The organism is Salinivibrio sp. KP-1 (assembly GCF_000968645.1).
Classification (GTDB): domain Bacteria; phylum Pseudomonadota; class Gammaproteobacteria; order Enterobacterales; family Vibrionaceae; genus Salinivibrio; species Salinivibrio siamensis.
This window is the reverse complement of record NZ_LAQR01000041.1, coordinates 66181-89861: the sequence shown is the minus strand read 5'-3', so window position 1 is coordinate 89861 and position 23681 is coordinate 66181. Positions and strand designations below refer to the sequence as shown.

Sequence of the window (23681 nt, the reverse complement as noted above, 5' to 3'; positions counted from 1 at the left end):
TGCAAAGAAGAGGTTATTCCACTTTCTTGTGCCATGTGCATCACAGCTTGTGATGAATACTGATCACACTCGCCTGCCGAATAAAATCCTCGATATAATCCTCTTTCTCTCCAGCACGTATTCCTAGATGGATGGCTTTATTGATGCCGCTTTTTCCCATACGTAGAACATGTAAGTTAAGTTGTTGTTGGTACTCTTTTGCCAGCCACTTCGGTAAGGCCGCAATGCCTCGGCCTGCGGCAACCATTTGTAGCATAATATCTGTTGTTTCAATGGTTTTGTGTTTGCGTGGCGCACAATGTGCCGGGGCGAGAAACTGCGTGAACACATCTAAACGCGCTTGGTCAACAGGATAGGTAATGAGCACTTCTTGTGTCACCTGATGGGGTTCGACATGAGACTGCGATGCCAGCGGGCTCTGTGGATGAGTCACAAGCACTAATTCGTAATCAAACACGGAAACGTATTCAATACCTGGTTTAAACAAGGGATCCGGAGTGACGAGCACATCAATATCATGACCAAATAATGCCCCTAGACCACCGAATTGAAACTTTTGTTTCACGTCAACATCCACATCCGGCCATTGGTGCAAGAAAGGCTCAACCACCTTAAGCAGCCACTGATAGCAGGGGTGACATTCCATGCCAATGCGCAGGGTGCCGCGCTGACCTTGTGCAAATTGTTTAAGTTGCTGCTCGGCATGCTCAAATTGAGGGAGCATACGCTCAGAGAGGGTCAGCAAGTACTCACCAGCCTGAGTGAAATGTAATTGTCTGCCTGATTTTTTCCACAGGCTAACGCCTATCTGACTTTCTAATTTTTTCATCGCATGGCTAATGGCAGATTGGGTGAGATAAAGCGTCTCTGCCGCGGCGGTAAGCGATCCTTGCTCTTTGATGGCACGCAGAATATGAAGATGATGACGTTCTAACATGTCTTTTCCATGACCAAATTTCATTAATTGATGAAATAATGCCATTTTAGTTCATAACGAGAAAGCCCTATGCTGAACTCAACCCAAAGGAGGACGTATAGATGGCTAAAACTCATAACCTCGGTTTTCCCCGCATAGGGGCACAGCGCGAACTAAAATTTGCACTCGAACGTTACTGGCGTGGCGAATCATCCCAGCAAGATTTAACCAATACTGCGGCGGCTCTACGCCGTACCCATTGGCAACAACAAGGTAAGCTCGATGCCGTTCCAGCGGGTGACTTTTCCTTTTATGACCATGTACTCGACACCAGCTTTTTAGTCGGCAATGTCCCTGATCGTGTGGCTGATCATCAAGATAACACCCTCGATAACTATTTCCGCGTCGCCCGTGGCCGCTCGGCGAACGATACTGGCTGCCAGTGTGTCCACGCTGGTGAAATGACCAAATGGTTTGACACCAACTATCACTACATCGTGCCAGAATTCACAGCACAAACCACCTTTAGCTTGCATGCTGAAAATCTATTGGCGCAAATAGAAGAAGCCAAACAAACCGGTGTTCAGGCCAAACCTGTTTTAGTCGGCCCCGTCACGTATCTGTGGTTAGGTAAAGAAAAAGATGCCTCTAACAAGCTGGATCTGCTTGATGAACTCTTGCCAGTTTATCAATCGCTCCTGAGCACGCTGGCAGAACAAGGTGTTGAATGGGTTCAAATCGATGAGCCTATTTTGGTCACTGAGCTTGCCCCTGCGTGGCAAACAGCAATAAAAACCGCGTATCAGACGCTAAGCCAAACCAACGTGAAGTTATTGCTGGCAAGCTACTTCGGCGAGCAAGCTGAAAATCGTCAATTGGCGCAATCCTTGCCCGTTGACGGTTGGCACCTGGATGCGATTCGTGGCCGAGGGGATGTTGCGTCGTACCAAGAAGCACTTGGCGATCACCAAGTTCTGTCTCTTGGTGTGATTAACGGCCGTAACGTTTGGAAAACCAATCTTAATGCCACGCTAGCTTGGCTTGAACCCATTCACCAAGCACTGGGCGATCGTCTCTGGCTCGCCCCCTCTTGTTCATTGCTCCATGTGCCCGTCGATTTGACCAGCGAACACAAGCTCGATCCTGAAGTAAAAAACTGGCTCGCCTTTGCCCATCAAAAGCTTGATGAATTGGATGTGCTTGCCAACGCGCTCAACCATGGCAAGCAAAGCGTTCAACAAGCACTGGCCGACAACCGCCAGGCTATTGAGAGTCGTCAGCAGTCACCACGCGTGCACAACCCTAATGTGCAAGCTGCATTGGCGGCGATTACACCGCATCTGGGTAAGCGACAACGCCCGTTTGCAGAACGCATTCGCTTGCAACACGAGCAGCTCAACCTGCCACGCTTCCCGACCACTACCATTGGCTCATTCCCACAGACGAGCACCATTCGCCAAACGCGCTTGCAATACAAAAAAGGCGAGATTGATGCGGTGACCTATCAGGACATTATGCGCAAAGAGATCGCCCATGCGGTCGACAAACAAGAAGCTCTCGGGCTCGATGTTTTGGTCCACGGTGAAGCCGAGCGTAATGACATGGTGGAATACTTCGGCGAACAATTGGATGGTTATGTGTTTAGCCAGTTCGGTTGGGTGCAATCGTATGGCTCTCGCTGTGTGAAGCCGCCGATTTTATTTGGTGATATCGAACGCCCGAAAGCAATGACCGTAGAATGGACGCAGTACGCACAATCTCTCACCGATAAGCCGCTCAAGGGCATGCTTACCGGACCGGTGACGATTCTCAACTGGTCGTTTGTCCGCGATGATCAGCCACGATCGCAAACCTGTAACCAGCTGGCGCTGGCGATCCGTCAAGAGGTGCAAGATCTCGAGAAAGCTGGCACCAAGATCATTCAGATTGATGAAGCAGCCCTGCGTGAAGGCCTACCTCTGCGTCGCAGTGAATGGCAACACTATCTCGACTGGGCCATCAATGCGTTTAAAATTGCGGCTAATGGCGTGAGTGACGAGACGCAAATCCACACCCATATGTGCTACTCCGAGTTTAACGATATCATTGCATCGATTGCGGATATGGACGCTGACGTCATCACCATTGAAACCTCACGCTCGGATATGGAACTGCTGGACGCGTTTGATCACTTTGATTATCCCAATGACATCGGCCCAGGCGTTTACGATATTCATTCCCCCAATACGCCCACTCAAGCACAAATTGTGGGCTTGATGAACAAAGCCGCTGCGCGGATCCCCGAAGAAAGGTTGTGGGTGAACCCGGACTGTGGATTAAAGACCCGGCAATGGGATGAAGTGATCCCAGCATTAGAAAACATGGTCGCTGCGGCGAAAACACTTCGCCAATAACCAGCGTCAATGGCGCTGCGTCAGCAAGGCGAAGAATCAAGATAGCGTCAAATAAAAAAACGCGCCACGGATAACTCCGGTGGCGCGTTTTTTATCGCAAAAGAAAAGGGAGCCTGAGCTCCCTTTTCTCCAGAATCTTAGCGACGGATGCCTAGACGCTTGATAACGTCCAAGTAACGGTCAACGTTGTTCTTTTTCAGGTAGTCCAGCAGCTTACGACGACGTGAAACCATGCGTAGCAGGCCACGACGGCTGTGGTGGTCACCTTTGTGCTCAGCGAAGTGCGATTGCAGATCGTTGATTGATGCGGTCAAAAGGGCGATTTGAACTTCTGGTGAACCAGTGTCGTTCTCAGTTTTACCAAAATCAGCAACGATTTGTGCTTTTGCTTCTGCAGTCAGAGACATAATGCTCTCCTAATAAGAGTGTGTGATTATCATGCACCAGCCAATCTCTGATTCAGCCGGTGCCCGAAGGCGCGTATTCTACTGACTTTCGTCTAAGGTAGCAATCTATCCACGCCTCTTTTTACCGTCACCACGCGCAAAGGCATCATGTTTCTAGCGTGCGTCAGGCTGGCGACTGGCCACCAAACGACGCGGTGCTACCAAGCCATCGGCGTCAATTTCTCCCACTCCAATAAAGTGACGCTCATCGCCCGCCGTTAAGCGAACAAAACCACTCGTGGGAGCATTGGGCACTTGAACCGCTTGCCCTTGCAATGCATAGCTGGCCATCACCGGCAGCAAGTTAATTTCACGTAAGTCTTGTACCGCGGTATCGAGTGGCAGCAACAAAGGATCGAGCAACTGCTTAGGCTGGATCTCTTGCTCTCTGGCTTGATTGAGCAAGCTTTCCAGTTGCTCAAGCGTCACCATCTGGCGCGTTGGGTAGGCTGATACGCCAGTACGACGTAAGGCCGTCACATGCGCCCCACAGCCCAACATTTCACCCAGATCGTCGACGATAGTGCGAATATAAGTGCCCTTGGAACAATGCACTTCCATTTCTATCTCGTCACCTTCAAAGCGCAGCAATTCGATCTGATACACCTTGATGGTACGCGCTTCACGCGGCACCTCGATACCTTGGCGCGCGTATTCATACAAAGGTTTCCCTTGGTACTTCAGCGCCGAGAACATAGAAGGAATTTGCTGGGTTTCACCCCGGAACTTAGCAATACAACGCTCGAGTAAGCCTAGGTTAACTTTCACATCTCGGGTTTCCACCACGTCACCATCGGCGTCAGAGGTGTTCGTCCGCTCACCCAGCTTTGCGACCACGCGATAACGCTTATCAGAGTCGAGCAGAAACTGGGAGAATTTGGTGGCTTCGCCCAGGCAAATGGGCAACATACCGGTTGCGAGTGGATCAAGTGCGCCCGTATGGCCTGCTTTTTCGGCAAAAAAGATGCGTTTTACTTTTTGTAAGGCATCATTAGAGGTCATGCCCGTGGGCTTATCGAGCAGGATAATGCCATCGACTGGACGACCTCGACGACGTTGACGACGCGCCATCTGTTACTCCTCACCTTTGTCATCTTCACCACGGCGCTCATCATCGCTGCGCACCGCTTTGCTTACCAAGTTGGAAATACGAATTCCCTCAGTGAGTGACTCATCAAACACAAACGTCAGCTCTGGGGTCACACGCAAACGAATGGCCTTTCCAACCAAAGAGCGGATATAACCACTCGCTTCATTGAGGGCTTTGAGGCTTTCTGTCGGTGCTTGCTCGTCAACGGTTAAAAACGTGACGAAAACCTTCGCGTACGCCAAATCACGTGAAATCTGAACATCAGAGACAGTGACCATGCCAATACGCGGATCTTTAATCTCGCGCTGCAGTATCAGTGCAATTTCTTTTTGCAGCTGATGGGCGACGCGGTCTGTGCGGCTAAAATCTTTACCCATTTTCTTTTCTCTCAATAAAATGGGGGTAAGCGCATGCGCCTCCCCCCACGGTGTATCCAAACAACCTGGTTGATTTATACGCTTAATCAGTCGATTGAGCGCTGAATTTCAACCGTTTCATAGACTTCAATCTGGTCACCAACGCGAACGTCATTGTAGTTCTTCACGCCGATACCACACTCGTAGCCTTTTTTCACTTCGTTCACATCATCTTTGAAGCGACGCAGTGATTCTAGCTCACCCTCGTAGATAACCACGTTTTCACGTAGTACACGGATTGGGTTGTTACGCTTAATCACACCTTCAGAAACCTGACACCCGGCAATGGCGCCCAGTTTCGGTGATTTGAAGACATCGCGTACTTCTGCCAGACCGATGATTTCTTGTTTGAACTCAGGCGCAAGCATACCGCTCATCGCTTGTTTCACTTCATCAATCATGGTGTAGATGACAGAGTAATAGCGCAGATCTAAGCTTTCATTTTCAATGGTCTTACGCGCCGCCGCATCCGCACGGACGTTAAAGCCACAAATGATCGCATTAGACGCAGCGGCCAAGACAGCGTCAGTTTCAGTGATACCACCGACACCTGAGCCGACGATCTTCACTTTCACTTCATCCGTTGACAGTTTCACCAGTGAATCAGCAATTGCTTCGACAGAGCCTTGAACGTCCGCTTTCAGCACGATATTCAGCTCAGCCACTTCACCTTCAGCCATGTTCGAGAACATGTTCTCCAGTTTGGCTTTTTGCTGACGCGCCAGTTTCACGTCACGGAACTTGCCTTGACGATACAGCGCCACTTCACGGGCTTTCTTCTCGTCACGCACAACCGTGGCTTCGTCACCCGCTGCTGGCACACCAGACAGACCGAGGATCTCAACCGGAATTGACGGCCCCGCATGCTCTACGTCTTGGCCATTCTCATCACGCATCGCACGGACACGGCCATATTCCAAGCCACACAGAACGATATCACCTTTGTTCAAGGTACCTTCTTGAACCAGCACTGTCGCGACAGGACCACGGCCTTTATCAAGACGTGATTCAACCACTACACCGCGCGCCATGCCTTGCTCGACCGCTTTCAGTTCAAGCACTTCTGATTGCAGCAAGATAGACTCAAGCAAGCCATCAATGTTCTGGCCTTGTTTTGCCGAAACATGCACAAAGATGTTTTCACCACCCCATTCTTCTGGGATAACGTCATACTGTGCTAGCTCGTTTTTCACGCTGTCAGGGTTAGCGCCTTCTTTATCCATCTTGTTGACGGCAACAATCAAAGGCACACCTGCCGCTTTCGCGTGCTGGATAGCTTCTTTGGTTTGTGGCATCACGCCATCATCAGCTGCAACCACCAAGACAACGATATCCGTTGCACCCGCACCACGTGCACGCATCGCGGTAAACGCGGCGTGTCCAGGGGTATCTAAGAAGGTGATCATGCCATTGTCGGTTTGTACGTGATACGCACCGATGTGCTGGGTAATACCGCCCGCTTCGCCCGTCGCAACGTGCGCTTTACGGATGTAGTCAAGCAGCGAGGTTTTACCGTGGTCAACGTGACCCATGATAGTTACCACCGGCGCACGTGGTGCGACAGGTGCATCGCTATCACGATCCGAGAGTACAGCCTCTTCCAGCTCGTTCTCTTTACGTAGGATAACCTTGTGGCCCATTTCTTCCGCCACTAGTTGCGCGGTTTCTTGGTCGATCACTTGGTTAATAGTCGCCATCGCACCCATTTTCATCATGGTTTTGATGACTTCGGCGCCTTTAACAGCCATTTTGTTGGCCAGCTCCGCTACGGTGATGGTTTCGCCGATTTCAACTTCACGGTTTACTTTCTGCGCTGGCTTTTTAAAACCATGCTGCATCGATGATGGCTTAGCCATGCGGCCTTTGCCTTTTCCACCTTTGCCACGACGGCCGCGAGTGGTTTTATCCTCAGCGGCATTCGCTTTTTTCTTCTTCTTACGACGCGGGGCGGCACTTTCTTCGCGACGATCCGCCTCGTCTTCTGCCTCACGGGCATACTCGGAAGTGACTGTATGGTGATCAGCCGCCTCCATGGTATTGAGTGCTTTGTCTTGATCTGACCAGCGTTCTTGATTTGCTTCTGCCATTTTGCGTGCCTCTTCTAACTGCCGCTGACTTTCTTCTTCAGCTTTACGCTTGGCTTCCTCTTCCTGGCGACGCTTAAGTTCATCAGCTTCTTTCTTCGCTTGCGCATCAGCAGCTTGAGCTGCAGCAGTATCCGCTGCGTTTTCTTTAGACTGCTCAGTGTTCGGTTGCGCTTGCGGCTTGGCTTCACGCTTAGCTTTTTCTTCGGCTTCGCGTTTGGCTTTCTCTTCTGCTTCACGTTTGGCTTTTTCTTCCGCCTCACGCTTGGCTTTCTCTTCTGCTTCGCGTTTCGCTTGCTCTTCGGCTTCTAGACGCGCTTTTTCTTCGGCTTCGCGTTTCGCTTGCTCTTCCGCTTCTTGCGCTGACTTTTGCTCTTCAAGGTCGCTACGCTTCACATAGGTACGCTTCTTACGCACCTCAACTTGGACATCTTTGTTCTTTCCGCCAGCCCCTGACACGCTCAGTGTGCTACGTTTCTTGCGCTGAAGCGTCAGACGCGTCGGAGCATTGCCGTTATCACCGTGCTCACGCTTTAAATGCGCGAGCAAAGCTTGTTTCTCATCTTGGCTTACCTGATCGTCAGCCGACTTTTGCATACCAGCTTCTTTAAACTGCTTCAGCAGACGATCGACTGGCGTATCAATTTCCTTCGCCAGTGTATGTACTGTAACCTCTGACATTCTGCTCCTCCTTTGCCGTCTTTACGCTTCGTCGCTGAACCAGCAGATATTACGCGCGGCCATAATCAGCCCACCTGCACTGGTCTCATCTAATCCGTCGATATCTAACAGATCGTCAGTACCTTGATCAGCCAGATCTTCCAAGGTCTTCACGCCTTTAGCGGCGAGTTTAAAGGCCATTTCACGAGAAAGACCATCCAGTGCCAGCAAATCTTCGGCAGGTTCAACATCTCCCAGCGACTCTTCTTGTGCCAGCGCGATGGTGGTCAACGCTTCTTTGGCACGTGCGCGCAAAATCTCGACGGTGTCTTCATCTAGTCCATCGATTTCGAGCATTTCGCTGGTTGGCACATAGGCCACTTCTTCAAGGGTGGTAAACCCTTCTTCCACCAAGGTTTCGGCAAAGTCTTCGTCAATATCGAGGTACTTCACGAACAATTCGACAGAGGCTTGCGCTTCTTCCTGGTGTTTTTTCTGTAGATCTTCAACCGTCATCACGTTCAGTTCCCAACCGGTTAGTTGAGATGCCAAACGGACGTTTTGACCATTACGGCCAATCGCCTGCGCCAAGTTATCCGCCGCAACGGCAATATCCATGGAGTGCGTGTCTTCATCGACGATGATAGAGGCTACGTCGGCCGGTGCCATGGCATTGATCACAAACTGCGCCGGGTTATCATCCCACAACACGATATCAATACGCTCACCACCCAACTCGGTCGATACGGCTTGCACACGCGCACCACGCATACCCACACAGGCGCCCACAGGGTCAATGCGTTTATCGTTGGTTTTCACGGCAATTTTTGCCCGTGAAGCAGGGTCACGCGCCGCGCCCATCAGCTCAATCATTTCTTCGCCAATTTCTGGCACTTCAATGCGGAACAGCTCACTCAGCATTTCCGGCTTTGAGCGAGTCATGAACAGTTGGAAGCCACGTGCTTCAGGACGGACGGCGTAGAGTAAACCACGTACCCGATCACCCGGGCGGAAGTTTTCACGCGGCAGTTGATCTTCACGCTGGATAACCGCTTCCGCGTTGTTGCCTAGGTCAACGATGATCACATCACGGTTAACCTTCTTGACCACACCGGTAACCAGTTCACCTTCGTTGTCCATGAACTGCTCAACCACTTGCGCACGTTCAGCTTCACGCACTTTTTGTACGATCACTTGCTTAGCCGTTTGAGTGGTAATACGGTCAAAGGCAACAGATTCAATCTGATCTTCAACGTAGCCACCCAACTCTAAGGTTTCGTCTTCGTACTGTGCGGCTTCTAGCGTGATTTCACGCGTAGGCTGTGTCACTTCGTCAACCACGAGCCAACGACGGAAAGTATCGAATTCACCGGATTTGCGATCAATGGCGATACGTACATCAATGTCGGCTTCGTACTTCTTTTTGGTTGCCGTTGCCAGTGCGGTTTCCAGTGCCTCAAAAATACGCTCACGCGGAACGGCTTTTTCGTTTGAGACCGCTTCGACAACAGCCAAGATTTCTTTATTCATCTACTAATGCCTCATTTACTCTTAAAATGAAGGAACCAGGTTTGCTTTGGCGATATTACTCAAGGCAAACGCCTCATCTTGGCCGTCAACGCGAACCGTGATGGTATCGCCATCGACAGAAAGGATTTCTCCTTTCCACTTACGGCGGTTTTGCATAGCCATTTTCAGCACGATGTTCACTTCATGCCCGATGAATTGCTGATAATGATCAGCGGTGAACAGTGGACGATCAACACCTGGAGATGACACCTCTAGGTTGTAAGCCACTGTGATTGGGTCTTCTACATCCAACACTGCGCTCACTTGACGGCTCACGTCGGCACAATCGTCGACGGTAATGCCATTTTCATGGTCAATAAAGATACGCAGTGTCGAATGTTGGCCAGCTCGAACAAATTCAAGCCCAACCAACTCGTAGTCCAACGCCTTAACTGGCGCGGCCAAAAGTTCAGTCAGTTGTTTCTCTAATCCTGTCATTCCAAACCCCAGAAATAAAAAAAGGGCTTAAAAGCCCAGTTACTATCCGAATGGTCTTCTTCAGATAACAAAAAACCCCGAAAATCGGGGTTTAATGTAACTGGACCCTGATGCTACGCCAGTAGCGTAGCCGTTATCGCTGGTGTCGGAATCATCTCAGCAATAACGAGAGAGTAACTCTCTGCACAAAGGCTTATTGGTCCGCTTCGTGCTGCCCCGAGGGCAAAAAGGCTAGCACGTGGCTAGCCCGGTTAGCGTGGCTTTAGTAAGAAACGCTAACGCGTTATTCAGTTTAGCCGTTATGTTAACAACAAACTTGAAATTGGTTGTGGGAAGCGGATTTTATCGCGCCGTGCAACGACGCCGACCGAAGGTCGTGTTGATTGCGTTCAACCTGATATTTCACTTCACCAACCTAAAATTGGTTGCGGGAGACGGATTTGAACCGCCGACCTTCGGGTTATGAGCCCGACGAGCTACCAAACTGCTCCATCCCGCGTCCGATGGCGACTATTATATCGCTTTTTGCAACAAAGGTGCAAGCAAATGCCCTTTGTGAACTTGGTGCCGAGAGCGGGACTTGAACCCGCACGCCTATAAAGGCACTACCCCCTCAAGATAGCGTGTCTACCAATTCCACCACCTCGGCTCAATTTTTACTGAGGGATCTCACTGTTATCAACAGGGATTTCGTCCTCTTTAGGCGCCGCTTGCTGTTGTGTAGCAGGCTCGCTTAAATCTTCAAAACCGCCTTTTGCTTCAGGCTTATGTGCAGTGAGGTTACCAAGCACCAAACTCAGAGCAAAAAATGCAATTGCAAAACCGGTTGTCATTCGGGTCAAAAAGTTTCCAGAGCCGCCAGAGCCAAATACTGTATTTGATGCTCCAGCCCCGAACGAGGCTCCCATATCTGCGCCTTTACCTTGCTGAACCAGAACCAGGCCAATTACACCGATTGCGGCCAACAGATAAATCACAAGTAGAATTTCGTACATGGTTCCACCTATGCTCCAGGTTGTTGAGCCGGCAGTGTTACTTCTCAGCCAGCGCAGCCCCCTTCGTTGGGAGCGGGTGAATACTAGCGAAAGCGCGGTGACGAAACAAGAGGAAATTGCAAAAAACCTTGATTTCGACGCTGTTTGCGCAATCTATGACCACCCGCTCGACCGTTATCAACAATTCGCCTTCACCGCCTCTGCGATTTCAAGCGCATAAGCGTGGACGTTGTCGGCCTCAGGCCCTTCCACCATCACTCGGATTAAAGGTTCAGTGCCCGATTTACGCAACAGTACACGTCCTTGTTCGCCCAGCTTTTCCTCGACACTGGCTTTAGCTGCCAGCACAGGCGCGCTTTGTAACGGGTCAACCGTGCCGCTAAAACGGACGTTCTCTAACACCTGGGGCAGTAGCGTCATGCCATCGCTTAAGGCTTTGAGATCCATCCCTGTCGCGGCGATGCTCGCCAGCACTTGCAACGCGGCGACAATACCATCACCGGTCGTGACCTTATCCAGCACAATGACGTGGCCCGAGTTTTCTGCACCGATCCGCCAGCCTTTCTCTTGCAGCTTTTCCATCACATAACGGTCGCCCACTTTGGCGCGCGCAAACGGAATGCCGAGAGACTGAAGCGCAAGCTCCATCCCCATGTTAGTCATCAGGGTACCAACGACACCGCCTTTCAATTCACCACGGCGCAGGCTCTCGCGGGCGATAATATACGCAATTTGGTCGCCGTCGACTTTGTTGCCAAGGTGATCCACCATGATCACGCGGTCGCCATCACCGTCAAAAGCGATGCCTAAGTCCGCTTTTTGTTCGAGGACTTGTTTTTGTAACGCACGAACGTCCGTGGCCCCCACCTCATCGTTTATATTGGTACCGTTGGGCGCACAGCCAATGGTGGTCACCTCCGCACCGAGTTCACGAAACACAGAAGGCGCAATGTGATAGGTGGCACCGTGAGCACAATCGAGCACAATTTTTAAGCCACTCAGGCTTAAAGCGCTCGGGAAGGTACCTTTACAAAACTCGATGTAACGCCCGGCCGCGTCATTAATGCGGCTGGCTTTACCTAACTCAGCCGACTCGACACAAGTCAGTGTTTTTTCCAGCTCAGCTTCAATCGCTAACTCAACCTCATCAGCCAGTTTAGTGCCTTCTGAGGAGAAGAATTTAATCCCGTTATCATAATGCGGGTTATGTGACGCCGAGATCACAATCCCAGCTTCCGCGCGGAACGTTTGGGTTAAGTAGGCAATCGCAGGTGTCGGCATGGGGCCGGTAAAGGCGGCTTCTAGACCCGCCGCAGAGAGCCCCGACTCCAGCGCCGACTCTAACATATACCCAGAAATGCGCGTGTCTTTACCAATCAGAACCTTACGTGTGCCTTGTTGTGATAACACACGACCTGCCGCCCAACCAAGCTTTAGCATAAACTCTGGTGTAATGGGAAACTCTCCCACCTTGCCACGCACACCATCGGTGCCAAAATACTTACGCTCTGTCATTATTTTTCTTCTCCTAATCCATTTTTTACATGCGCTGTCATGGCGACTACCTTGAGTGCATCAGCGGTTTCTTTCACATCGTGAACGCGAATGATTTGTGCGCCTTTCGCCGCAGCTAAGGTGGCACAAGCAAGGCTACCGCCCAGAATATCCTGCGGCGTTTTTTCTAACATCTTGTAAATCATTGACTTGCGTGACATCCCTGCTAATACAGGCAACCCGAAGTCATGAAAAGCGTCGAGATCCGCGAGAAGCTGATAGTTGTGCGCCAACGTCTTACCAAAACCAAACCCGGGATCTAGAATAATATTCTGTCGACGGATCCCCGCCTCAGTGCAGGCCTCGATACGTGCTGCTAAAAACGCTTTCACGTCCCCCACGACATCTTGGTAGTCAGGGGCCGCTTGCATTGTCCGTGGTTGTCCTTGCATGTGCATGATGCACACAGGCACTTGCAGATCCGCTGCCGCTTCCAACGCACCAGGCGCTTGCAGCGCTCGCACATCATTAATGAGATTGGCGCCTGCTTTTACTGCGGCACGCATCACACCAGCCTTACTGGTATCAATCGAAATCCAACAATCAGATTGCTCACGAATCGCTTCAATGACTGGGACAACACGATTGATCTCGTCTTGCTCTTCTACATCAGCAGCACCTGGGCGTGTCGACTCGCCACCAATATCTAAAATGGTGGCGCCGTCGGCTAGCATCTGCATCGCTCGCTCAACCGCTATATCGCGGTGCTGAAACAGGCCGCCATCTGAGAAAGAGTCCGGCGTCACATTCAAGATACCCATGATGACAGGGCGAGTAAGGGGGAGTGCGTTATTCTTGTGGGTTATTTGCATGTGTTTGTTTCCAAGCACGATCAAAAAAACCCCGACGTATCGGGGTTTGCATTCATGGGGATTTACGCTTCAGATTGGTTTTCTGAATCAAGCGGTTTTTGTTTTTTGTCGTCAGATTGCTCGTCAGACTCGCTCGCTTTCGAGGCATCCGGTTTGCTCGGCGTATCATCTGAAGATGAACCGCCATTACCGCCTTCCCAGCCTGCGGGCTCTCGCACGTCACGGCGAGCCATCAGATCATCAATCTGCGCTGCATCAATGGTTTCGTACTTCATCAAGGCATCTTTCATCGCGTGCATGATATCGAGGTTTTCTTCCAAGATTTGCTTGGCGCGATCGTAGTTGCGGTCGATGATGCCACGAATTTCAGCGTCAATGAGTCGGGCTGTCTCATCGGAGATATGCTTGGTTTGCGCGACCGAGCGTCCTAAGAAGACTTCGCCTTCTTCTTCTGCATACAGAAGCGGACCCAATTTTTCCGAGAAGCCCCACTGCGTGACCATTTTGCGAGCAATATCCGTCGCTCGCTCGATGTCATTCGACGCCCCCGTCGAGACTTTTTCTTTGCCGTATATCAGCTCTTCGGCCAAGCGTCCGCCATAAAGGCTTGAAATCATCGAGTCGAGGTGCTGACGCGACATGCTGATCCTGTCTTGCTCAGGCAAGTACATGGTCACACCCAATGCACGTCCACGTGGGATAATGGATACCTTATACACAGGGTCATGTTCAGGCACCAAGCGACCAACAATTGCGTGACCTGCTTCGTGATAGGCGGTTGACTCTTTGGTTTCTTCCGACATCACCATTGAACGGCGCTCTGCACCCATCATGATTTTGTCTTTCGCCAGTTCAAACTCGACCATCGATACGACACGTTTGTTACCACGCGCAGAGAACAATGCTGCTTCGTTAACAAGGTTAGCCAAGTCAGCCCCTGAGAAGCCCGGCGTACCGCGCGCAATCAGTGACGCATCGACATCATTGCCTAGCGGTACTTTGCGCATGTGTACTTTGAGGATATGCTCACGGCCACGCACATCTGGCAAACTCACCACCACTTGACGGTCAAAACGACCAGGACGCAATAGCGCAGGGTCCAACACGTCTGGACGGTTCGTCGCTGCAATGACGATAACGCCTTCGTTGCCCTCAAAGCCATCCATTTCGACCAACATCTGGTTCAAGGTCTGCTCACGCTCGTCATGACCTCCGCCAAGCCCAGCGCCACGCTGACGACCGACAGCGTCGATTTCATCGATAAAGATGATGCAAGGTGAGGCTTTCTTCGCTTGCTCGAACATATCGCGGACGCGTGATGCACCCACACCTACGAACATTTCCACGAAATCGGAGCCGGAAATGGTAAAGAACGGTACTTTGGCTTCACCCGCAATCGCTTTGGCTAGCAAGGTTTTACCGGTACCCGGAGGGCCGACCATCAATACGCCGGTTGGGATTTTACCCCCTAACTTTTGGAAACGGCTTGGGTCGCGCAAGTAATCTACCAACTCCTTTACGTCTTCTTTGGCTTCATCACAGCCTGCAACGTCAGTAAAGGTCGTTTTAACCTGCTCCTCACTCATCATTTTGGCTTTTGATTTACCAAAAGACATGGCGCCTTTGCCGCCACCACCTTGCATCTGGCGCATGAAGAAAATCCATACCCCGATAAGCAGTAGCATTGGGAACCAAGAAATGAAGATCGATGCCAACATACTTGGCTCTTCAGGTGGCGTCCCTTTCACGCGCACGTTTTTGTTAAGCAAATCATCCAAAAGCTTTGGATCATTCATCACAGGCATAAAGGTGACATAGCGTGAGCCGTCACGCCGGGTGACACTCAGCTCACGATCGTCAAATTTTACTTCCTGTATTTGATCGTTGCCGATTTCGCGTACGAAAGAGGTATAGTCGACTTGACGACCGGCGCTGTCCCCTGGTCCAAAGCTTTGGAACACAGACATTAAGACAACGGCGATAACCAGCCACAGAATCAAGTTTTTTGCCATGTCACTCAAGGTGTTAGCCTCGCATAACTGAGATAGATAAATGTAAGGGTACTACAGTTTATAACCTGTAGCCACAATGTAGACTTCTCGCGACCTTGCACGGGATGAGTCGGGTTTTCGAATTTTGACCGCTGTAAACATTTTACGCACCTCGGCCAAATACTGATCAAAGCCTTCGCCTTGAAAAACTTTTACCACGAAGCTGCCTTTCGGCCCCAGCACTTCACGGCACATATCTAATGCCAGTTCGACCAAATACATCGCTTTGGGTTGATCGGCTGCCTGATTGCCGCTCATGTTTGGCGCCATGTCAGACATCACCACATCAACTTGGTTGGGTTGAATGCGCTCGAGCAAGGTGTCGAGCACCGCTTGTTCGCGAAAATCCCCTTGAAGAAAGCTAACACCTGGCATGGGATCCATGGGTAGGATATCGCAAGCAATCACTTGCCCGTCGTCACCGACTTGTGTCGCGGCATATTGCGACCAACCTCCAGGCGCAGCGCCCAGATCGACCACTGTCATTCCCGGTTTCAAGATGCGATCTTTTTGCTGAATCTCTTCTAGCTTAAAAATAGCCCGAGACCGATATCCTTTTTTCTGCGCTTCATGAACGTACTTATCGTCGAAGTGTTCTTTCAGCCAGCGTCCTGAGCTGGCAGAGTGTTTTTTATTCGCCATGTTGTTCCTACTACGCCCGCCAATGCACCACATTCATATAAAATTCAGGCAATTGTGTGCGTTAGTTTATTCTCAAAGACAGACTCACTCTCACCCAGCAGACGACGTGCATGGCATCTGCCCACTTTCTACTGTTTCAGTTTGTGGTGAGATGGCGTTAGAATGGCATGTTTTCAACCCCTAGCAAATAGAAATCGAGCCAACATGAAACTCAGCACCAAACAAAAACAGTATCTCAAAGGACTGGCTCACCCGCTTAAGCCTGTAGTCTTAATGGGCGCCAATGGTTTAACTGAAGCCGTGGTCGCTGAAATTGAGCTTGCGCTTGACCACCACGAGCTGATTAAAGTGAAAGTGGCCTCTGAAGACCGTGAGACCAAAAACCTGATTATCGACGCGATCCTACGGGAAACAGGCGCCGAAAAAGTGCAGGTAATCGGTAAAACTTTGGTCATTTATCGCCAAAGCGACGCACGCAAAATTGAATTACCACGCAAATAATCACCTGTGTGATCAAATACGTGCTGTAGCATAACAAAAAGGCCGCATTGCGGCCTTTTTACTGTGTCAGCATCGGAGAAAAGTTACATTCCGTAACACTTTCCTACACGTAATCGACGCTATCAATTTCGAACTCTTTGACGCCACCTGGGGTGGTGATGCTCACTTCTTCACCTTCTTCTTTACCAATCAGGCCGCGAGCAATGGGAGAATTCACCGAAATCAAATTCGCTTTGATGTCGGCTTCATCATCACCCACGATCCGATAGGTCACTTCTTCGTCAGTGCTCACGTCAATCAAGGTGACCGTCGCGCCAAAAATCACTTTGCCATTATTCGGCATCTTAGTGACATCAATCACCTGTGCCACCGACAGCTTGTATTCGATGTCACGGATTTGCGCCTCACAAATGCCCTGCTCTTCACGAGCCGCATGATATTCTGCGTTTTCTTTTAAGTCGCCGAGCTCACGCGCCTCTGCAATGGCGTTGGAGATCTCAGGGCGACGCTTGATCAACTTGTCTAGCTCTTCTCGTAGCAGCTGCTCACCGCGTACGGTCATTGGCACTTTATCCATAAATGACATTACCTCTTTCAATCCACAGCAAAGGGATTTTGGCAAAACAAAGCCACGCCCAAACAGAGTATCTGGACGCGGCGGAATTCAACGCTTTTTTTAGATTGTAAACAAGAATTCGCGCAAAATCATCTCTGATCCGGTGATAGCGTGAGCCATCCATCGGCTATCCGCTTCGCCCCCAGCCCAGCTGACGGCCTGGCCACCCCGAACGGCTTGTCTTCAAGGCTAGACAGGGTAGGATGGCATGCATGCGCAAACAAAAAGGCTTTTACCATGCTGTCCGCTCTTTTCCGCCGCCTCGCCCCCATGGCGATTTTCCTCGTGCCGTTAGCATCGGCCTCGGCGCCGTCGTTAACACTGGAACAACTGACACCATTACTCCCCAAAGGCAGCCAAGTCGCGCTATGGGTGAGTGATGCGCAGCAAAATCAGCCCCAGATCAGTGAGCAAGCCGATGCGCTGCTGCCTCCGGCCAGTACACAAAAACTCCTCACCGGACTCGCCGCTCGGCTTTATTTACCGAGCACTTTCCGTTTTTCCACCCGATTGGTGCAAACCGGTGATGACATCGCCCTTATTTTTAACGGTGACCCCTCACTGACTCGAAAGGATATTCGTCAACTGCTGAGTCAATTACCGCGTCGTGGTCTCGATACCATTAACAATCTCTATCTGGATGGGCATGCGTTTGCTGGTCGCACCCGTGCGCCTGGCTGGCCATGGGACATTTTAGCGGTCTGCTACAGTGCACCTTCCACGGCAATCACCCTCAATCACAACTGTGTGCAAGGTGCGATTTATAGCCAGCCTGATAGTACGTTGACACGCGTGCATGTCCCTGACCACCAGCCCGTTTCGGTAGAGAACCAAGCGCGAGCGGTAAGCGAGGACGAACAAGCTACCCGCCATTGCGGGCTCGATCTCACCGCGACACCGCAAAATACGTATTATTTTTCCGGTTGCCTCCCGCATCGGGAGCGTCCGCTGCCCCTCAACTTTGCCGTACAGACCCCTTCGACTTACGTCAAAGCCATTGTGGCCGATGAGCTCGCGCGCCTGAATGTGCGTGTGAAAGGCGATATCCGAGTGGCGCGGGCGCCCAGCCAGTCACGCGAGTTGGCTCGTCACCAGTCAGCGCCCCTTACCTCCCTACTCACCACGATGTTGCGCGACTCTGACAACCTCATTGCCGACAATCTTCTCAAAGCCTTGGGGCGCCGCTACTTTCAGCAGCCTGGCTCTTATCGCAATGGCGTCGCGGCGGTGAAAGCGATATTGCAGGAGGCTGGGATTGACCTATCACAGGCTGTGCTGGTCGATGGCTCAGGGCTGTCTCGTAATAACCGTCTCAGCGCCCGCCAACTGGCGCAGGTGATGCATTACATCACCACTCACCCGGCACTTGGCATGGTTCAAATGCTCCCCACTGCCGGTGTGGATGGTACCCTCAAGTATCGCCAGAGCATTCGCCACGCCCCCATAAAAGGGCGTTTAAAGGCCAAAAGTGGTTCGCTGTATGGCAGCTTTAATCTAGCTGGGGTTTTAGAAGATGATTCAGGAAACCAGCATATCGTGGTGCAACTTGTCAGTCATTATCATCCCGAGGAAGACGCACAGCCGGAGAATGTGCCCTCGCCGATTACTCAGTTTGAGCGTGAATTTTATATGGCGCTGATCCGCGGTCAGCTACTGCCTACACGAGCGCCATCTCACTGAACAAAAAAGCCCGCCAAGATGGCGGGCTCATACGCGTTGACAATCATACTGTTATGATTTGGTCAGTACCCGTGCATGCAACGATTGCACCGGATTGACTTTACTCATGTCGGCGGCCGTTAACGCCATACAGGTCGCGAAAGCAGCATTCAGGGTCGTGGTATAATTCACTTTAGCCGCCAGTGCGCCACGGCGCAGCACTTTTGAGTCCTCAATCGCTTGACGCCCTTCCGTGGTATTGACGATATAGCTGTACTCACCGTTTTTGATGCGATCAAGAATGTGTGGTCGCCCTTCATGTACCTTATTGACCAGACGCGGATTGATGCCCGCCTCGCCAAGGATCACCGCGGTGCCATGGGTCGCGTCGAGCTCAAAACCAAGCTTGAGCAACTTCGCCGCTAAATCCACCACGCGCTGCTTGTCATTATTGCGCACCGATAACAAGGCGCGTCCACCCTCGCTGTAGGCTTTACCACAGGCTAAATCCGCTTTGGCAAACGCTTCGGCAAAGGTATCACCGACACCCATCACCTCACCGGTCGAGCGCATTTCAGGGCCCAGCAGTGGATCAACCCCTGGGAATTTATTGAACGGCAGCACTACCTCTTTGACCGAGTAATAAGGTGGAATCACCTCTTTAACAAACCCTTGCTCGGCCAGTGAGCGTCCGGCCATGACCCGTGCTGCAATTTTCGCGAGCGGGACACCGGTCGCCTTGGACACAAATGGGACCGTACGCGCCGCACGCGGATTGACTTCAATGAGATAGATTTCATCATCTTTCACCGCAAATTGGGTGTTGACCAAGCCTTTAACGCCTAGCTCCAACGCCAGCTTACGCACCTGTTCACGCATGCGATCTTGGATGTCGTCACTGAGAGTATAAGCAGGTAGCGAGCAAGCAGAATCACCAGAGTGCACGCCAGCTTGCTCGATGTGCTCCATAATGCCGCCAATCACGGCGGTTTCACCATCGCACACGGCATCGATGTCCACTTCAGTCGCATCATCCAAGAAATGATCCAGCAGGACTGGCGACTCATGCGACACACTCACGGCCTCGTTAAAGTAGCGGCGTAGGTCGGTTTCATCATAGACAATTTCCATCGCTCGCCCGCCGAGGACGTAGGACGGACGCACCACCAGCGGATAACCAATCTCTTTGGCTTTCTCCACTGCTTGTTCCAGTGCGGTGACGGTGGCGTTAGCAGGCTGCTTAAGGCCAAGGCGCTGCACCGCATCTTGGAAACGCTCGCGATCTTCAGCACGGTCAATCGCATCTGGGCTGGTACCGATAATCGGCACACCCGCCGCTTCTAAGTCACGGGCAAGTTTAAGTGGCGTTTGCCCACCGTACTGAACAATGACCCCTTCAGGCTTTTCAACGTTCACGATGGCGAGTACGTCTTCCAAGGTGATCGGCTCAAAATAGAGGCGGTCAGAGGTGTCATAATCGGTAGAAACGGTTTCAGGGTTACAGTTGACCATAATGGTTTCAAAACCATCTTCACGCAGGGCCAGGGATGCGTGGACACAGCAGTAGTCGAACTCGATCCCTTGCCCGATTCGGTTCGGGCCACCGCCAATCACCATGATCTTCTTCTTATTTGTCGGCTGTGACTCACACTCTTCATCGTAGGTGGAGTACATATACGCGGTGTCAGAAGAGAACTCAGCGGCACAGGTATCCACACGTTTGTAGACAGGATGAATCTGGAACTTGTCACGCAGTTTGCGTACTTCAATTTCCGACACGCCTAACAAGGTTGCCAAACGGACATCAGAAAAACCTTTACGTTTTAACTGACGCAGCGCGGCTTTGTTGAGCCCCGCGAAGCCTTGCTCACGCACTTGCTGCTCATGTTTGACAATGTCTTCAATTTGTACCAAAAACCAGCGGTCGATATTGGTGAGATTAAACACGCCATCGACCGACATACCGGCACGAAACGCATCGGCAATGTACCAAATCCGTTCGGCGCCGGGCTCTTTGAGTTCATGACGAATTTTTGTTAGCGCCGTATCGTCATCCAGGTTTACCATCTCATCAAAACCCGCCGCGCCCACTTCCAGACCGCGTAATGCTTTTTGCAGTGACTCTTGCTGGTTACGGCCAATCGCCATCACCTCACCCACTGACTTCATCTGGGTGGTTAAACGGTCGTTCGCGCCGGCAAATTTTTCAAAGTTAAAGCGTGGGATTTTAGTCACGACATAATCGATGGTCGGCTCGAACGAGGCGGGCGTTGCGCCACCGGTGATATCGTTCATCAACTCGTCAAGGGTAAAGCCCACCGCCAACTTGGCTGCCACTTTCGCAATTGGGAAGCCGGTTGCTTTTGAGGCCAATGCCGAAGAGCGTGATACCCGCGGGTTCATCTCAATGATCACCATGCGGCCATTTTTGGGGTTAATCCCAAACTGTACATTTGAGCCGCCGGTTTCAACGCCAATTTCGCGCAAAACAGCCAGCGACGCATTGCGCATCAATTGGTATTCTTTGTCGGTCAGGGTTTGCGCTGGCGCCACCGTGATAGAGTCCCCCGTGTGGACCCCCATGGCATCGAAGTTTTCAATCGAGCAGACAATGATGCAGTTGTCGTTTTTATCCCGCACCACTTCCATTTCGTATTCTTTCCAACCAATGAGTGACTCATCAATCAACAACTCATTGGTGGGGGATAAATCGAGGCCGCGCTCGCAAATCTCTTTGAACTCTTCCTGGTTGTAGGCGATGCCCCCACCAGTGCCTCCCATGGTAAAGGAGGGACGGATAATACAAGGGAAGCCCACTTCGTCGAGCACCTTGTGCGCCTCATCCATGCTGTGGGCGATGCCCGCACGCGGACAATCCAAACCAATGCTTTGCATCGCCTCATCGAAGCGATGGCGGTCTTCGGCTTTATCTATTGCGTCAGCGGTGGCACCGATCATTTCCACGCCAAATTCGGCTAACACGCCATGGCGCTCGAGATCCAGTGCACAGTTCAAACCTGTCTGGCCACCCATGGTTGGCAGTACGGCGTCAGGGCGTTCTTTTTCGATGATGTGTTTCACCACTTGCCACTGGATAGGCTCGATGTAAGTGGCATCGGCCATCTCTGGGTCTGTCATGATGGTGGCAGGGTTGGAATTGACCAAGATGACACGATAACCCTCTTCGCGCAGGGCTTTACACGCTTGTGCCCCTGAGTAGTCAAATTCGCAGGCTTGGCCAATGATAATCGGGCCTGCGCCCAAGATAAGGATGCTTTTTATGTCTGTGCGTTTTGGCATGCTCAACGACTCCAATTAGGCGCGATGTTGTTTGATGAGGTCGATAAAATGATCAAAAAGTGGCGCGGCATCATGCGGCCCTGGGCTTGCCTCTGGGTGCCCTTGGAAACTAAATGCGGGTTTATCCGTGCGATGAATACCTTGTAAGCTACCATCAAACAAAGACACATGGGTCGCGCGCAGCGTCTCTGGCAGGCTGTCTTTATCGGCCGCAAAGCCATGGTTTTGGCTGGTGATCATCACCACACCACGCTCCAAATCTTTGACCGGATGGTTAGCCCCGTGATGACCAAACTTCATCTTAATTGTGTTCGCCCCACTGGCGAGGGCTAAGATTTGATGGCCAAGACAAATGCCAAACAAAGGCAAGCCTTCTGACAAAAACGTGCGCGTCGCTTCAATCGCGTAATCACACGGCGCCGGATCGCCAGGGCCATTGGATAAGAAAACCCCATCCGGGCTCATCGCTAACACCTCTTCCGCTGGCGTGGTCGCGGGCACGACCGTCAAGCGACAGCCACGGTCAACTAACATGCGCAAAATATTGCGTTTAGCACCAAAGTCATAGGCCACCACGTGATACGGCAACTCACCTTCTACGGCAGCCTCGGGCAAGCCTTGATGAAGCTGCCAAGAGCCTTGTGTCCAGCGGTAGCTTTCTTTGGTGGTCACTTCTTTGGCGAGATCCATTCCCTTCAAGCCAGGAAAGTCCTGCGCTTTCGCGAGCGCCAAGGCCTCATCCACACTGTCACCGGCCACAATACAGCCGTTCTGCGCGCCCTTCTCTCGCAACAAGCGCGTGAGTTTCCGCGTATCGATATCGGCAATACCGAGAATGTTGTGCTGTTTGAGGTAGTCAGAAAGGGATTGTTGATTGCGGAAGTTGCTGGCTAACAGGGGAAGATCACGAATAACGAGGCCTTGGGCATGAACTTGGCTAGATTCTTCGTCTTCGGAGTTGGTGCCGGTGTTGCCAATATGAGGATAGGTGAGTGTCACAATCTGACGGGAATAAGAGGGGTCGGTTAATATTTCTTGGTACCCCGTCATCGAGGTATTGAAAACCACTTCTCCCACCGCGGTGCCATCAGCGCCGATTGGGGTACCGTGGAACACTGTCCCATCTTCTAGGACTAAGAGCGCAGACTTGCTCAAGACAACCTCCAGTTATATAGAAATGCACTTTTTACGACTAACGTTGCATTCACGTATTCCATCTAAGATCAAAACTCACGTCAAGCTGAATTTTGACAAATTGCGCGCATTCTAGGGATGCACAGGGGGACTGTCAATCAAAGCGCGTGATTTTTCTTTATTTTATTCGTCACTCATAAAGAAACGACCGCCAAAGCGCTATAACAACAAGCCTAATCCATGAATTACGGATAAAAAACGTGCAAAAGGCGCGATTAATGTGTTTTTCATCAACACCTTTTTACCCTTATCAGAAAATGTAGATTAGCAAACGTTTACTCATGCAACAAAAGCATGCATAAGGGCTATCTGTCACCATAATGACAACAAACACAAGATTAGTGG

At 51.2% G+C, this 23681-nt stretch carries 18 protein-coding genes and 2 tRNA genes; 3 read left to right on the top strand and 17 right to left on the bottom strand.

What is annotated here, in order from left to right; translation table 11 throughout:
- Positions 1 to 40 precede the first annotated feature (40 nt).
- A complete protein-coding gene (locus WN56_RS11440) occupies positions 41 to 982 on the bottom strand; it encodes a LysR family transcriptional regulator (RefSeq protein ID WP_231637433.1) in 942 nt (313 codons plus the stop codon).
- 56 nt (positions 983 to 1038) lie between these two features.
- Between WN56_RS11440 and metE the strand changes: the two genes are divergently transcribed.
- Complete coding sequence (metE, locus tag WN56_RS11435) at positions 1039 to 3309, top strand: 5-methyltetrahydropteroyltriglutamate--homocysteine S-methyltransferase (protein ID WP_046075123.1); 2271 nt, start codon at positions 1039 to 1041, stop codon at positions 3307 to 3309.
- 137 nt (positions 3310 to 3446) lie between these two features.
- Here the strand turns inward: metE and rpsO are convergent, their stop codons facing one another.
- The 13 genes from rpsO to rlmE form a co-directional block, all read right to left on the bottom strand.
- A complete protein-coding gene (gene rpsO / locus WN56_RS11430; protein ID WP_046075122.1) occupies positions 3447 to 3716 on the bottom strand; it encodes a 30S ribosomal protein S15 in 270 nt (89 codons plus the stop codon).
- A 153-nt stretch (positions 3717 to 3869) separates the two neighbouring features.
- Positions 3870 to 4826, bottom strand: a complete 957-nt coding sequence (gene truB, locus WN56_RS11425) for a tRNA pseudouridine(55) synthase TruB (protein WP_046075121.1) — start codon at positions 4824 to 4826, stop codon at positions 3870 to 3872.
- Positions 4827 to 4829: 3 nt separating this feature from the next.
- Positions 4830 to 5222 carry a 30S ribosome-binding factor RbfA gene (rbfA, locus tag WN56_RS11420; RefSeq protein ID WP_046075120.1) on the bottom strand — a complete coding sequence of 131 codons (393 nt, stop codon included), beginning with the start codon at positions 5220 to 5222 and terminating at the stop codon, positions 4830 to 4832.
- Positions 5223 to 5308: 86 nt separating this feature from the next.
- Entirely contained in the window at positions 5309 to 8026 is a 2718-nt protein-coding gene (infB, locus tag WN56_RS11415; protein ID WP_046075119.1) for a translation initiation factor IF-2, read from the bottom strand.
- Positions 8027 to 8047: 21 nt separating this feature from the next.
- The gene (gene nusA / locus WN56_RS11410; protein ID WP_046075118.1) at positions 8048 to 9535 is read right to left on the bottom strand and encodes a transcription termination factor NusA; all 1488 of its coding nucleotides are present in this window, start codon (positions 9533 to 9535) and stop codon (positions 8048 to 8050) included.
- Between the two features lie 21 nt (positions 9536 to 9556).
- Positions 9557 to 10012, bottom strand: coding sequence for a ribosome maturation factor RimP (rimP, locus tag WN56_RS11405; protein ID WP_046075117.1), 456 nt, complete (start codon positions 10010 to 10012; stop codon positions 9557 to 9559).
- A 422-nt stretch (positions 10013 to 10434) separates the two neighbouring features.
- Positions 10435 to 10511, bottom strand: a tRNA-Met gene (locus WN56_RS11400).
- 63 nt (positions 10512 to 10574) lie between these two features.
- A tRNA-Leu gene (locus WN56_RS11395) sits at positions 10575 to 10661 on the bottom strand.
- Positions 10662 to 10668: 7 nt separating this feature from the next.
- Positions 10669 to 11007, bottom strand: coding sequence for a preprotein translocase subunit SecG (gene secG, locus WN56_RS11390; protein WP_046075116.1), 339 nt, complete (start codon positions 11005 to 11007; stop codon positions 10669 to 10671).
- Positions 11008 to 11184: 177 nt separating this feature from the next.
- Complete coding sequence (gene glmM, locus WN56_RS11385) at positions 11185 to 12522, bottom strand: phosphoglucosamine mutase (protein WP_046075115.1); 1338 nt, start codon at positions 12520 to 12522, stop codon at positions 11185 to 11187.
- The gene (folP, locus tag WN56_RS11380) at positions 12522 to 13373 is read right to left on the bottom strand and encodes a dihydropteroate synthase (protein WP_046075114.1); all 852 of its coding nucleotides are present in this window, start codon (positions 13371 to 13373) and stop codon (positions 12522 to 12524) included. The genes glmM and folP overlap by 1 nt, the downstream gene beginning before the upstream one ends.
- Before the next feature lie 62 nt (positions 13374 to 13435).
- Entirely contained in the window at positions 13436 to 15385 is a 1950-nt protein-coding gene (gene ftsH, locus WN56_RS11375) for an ATP-dependent zinc metalloprotease FtsH (RefSeq protein WP_046075113.1), read from the bottom strand.
- Between the two features lie 51 nt (positions 15386 to 15436).
- Positions 15437 to 16066: a 23S rRNA (uridine(2552)-2'-O)-methyltransferase RlmE gene (gene rlmE / locus WN56_RS11370; RefSeq protein WP_046075112.1), complete on the bottom strand. Its 630-nt coding sequence runs from the start codon at positions 16064 to 16066 to the stop codon at positions 15437 to 15439.
- A gap of 204 nt (positions 16067 to 16270) precedes the next feature.
- On the opposite strand from rlmE, the gene yhbY reads away from it, so the two are divergent.
- The gene (gene yhbY / locus WN56_RS11365; protein ID WP_046075111.1) at positions 16271 to 16567 is read left to right on the top strand and encodes a ribosome assembly RNA-binding protein YhbY; all 297 of its coding nucleotides are present in this window, start codon (positions 16271 to 16273) and stop codon (positions 16565 to 16567) included.
- Between the two features lie 103 nt (positions 16568 to 16670).
- Here the strand turns inward: yhbY and greA are convergent, their stop codons facing one another.
- Positions 16671 to 17144, bottom strand: coding sequence for a transcription elongation factor GreA (greA, locus tag WN56_RS11360; RefSeq protein ID WP_046075110.1), 474 nt, complete (start codon positions 17142 to 17144; stop codon positions 16671 to 16673).
- Between the two features lie 276 nt (positions 17145 to 17420).
- On the opposite strand from greA, the gene dacB reads away from it, so the two are divergent.
- Positions 17421 to 18863, top strand: coding sequence for a D-alanyl-D-alanine carboxypeptidase/D-alanyl-D-alanine-endopeptidase (gene dacB / locus WN56_RS11355; RefSeq protein ID WP_052708068.1), 1443 nt, complete (start codon positions 17421 to 17423; stop codon positions 18861 to 18863).
- 51 nt (positions 18864 to 18914) lie between these two features.
- Here the strand turns inward: dacB and carB are convergent, their stop codons facing one another.
- A complete protein-coding gene (carB, locus tag WN56_RS11350) occupies positions 18915 to 22142 on the bottom strand; it encodes a carbamoyl-phosphate synthase large subunit (protein WP_046075109.1) in 3228 nt (1075 codons plus the stop codon).
- Positions 22143 to 22157: 15 nt separating this feature from the next.
- Positions 22158 to 23297 (bottom strand): glutamine-hydrolyzing carbamoyl-phosphate synthase small subunit, encoded by a 1140-nt coding sequence (gene carA / locus WN56_RS11345; RefSeq protein ID WP_046075108.1) that lies wholly within the window; start codon positions 23295 to 23297, stop codon positions 22158 to 22160.
- Positions 23298 to 23681 lie beyond the last annotated feature (384 nt).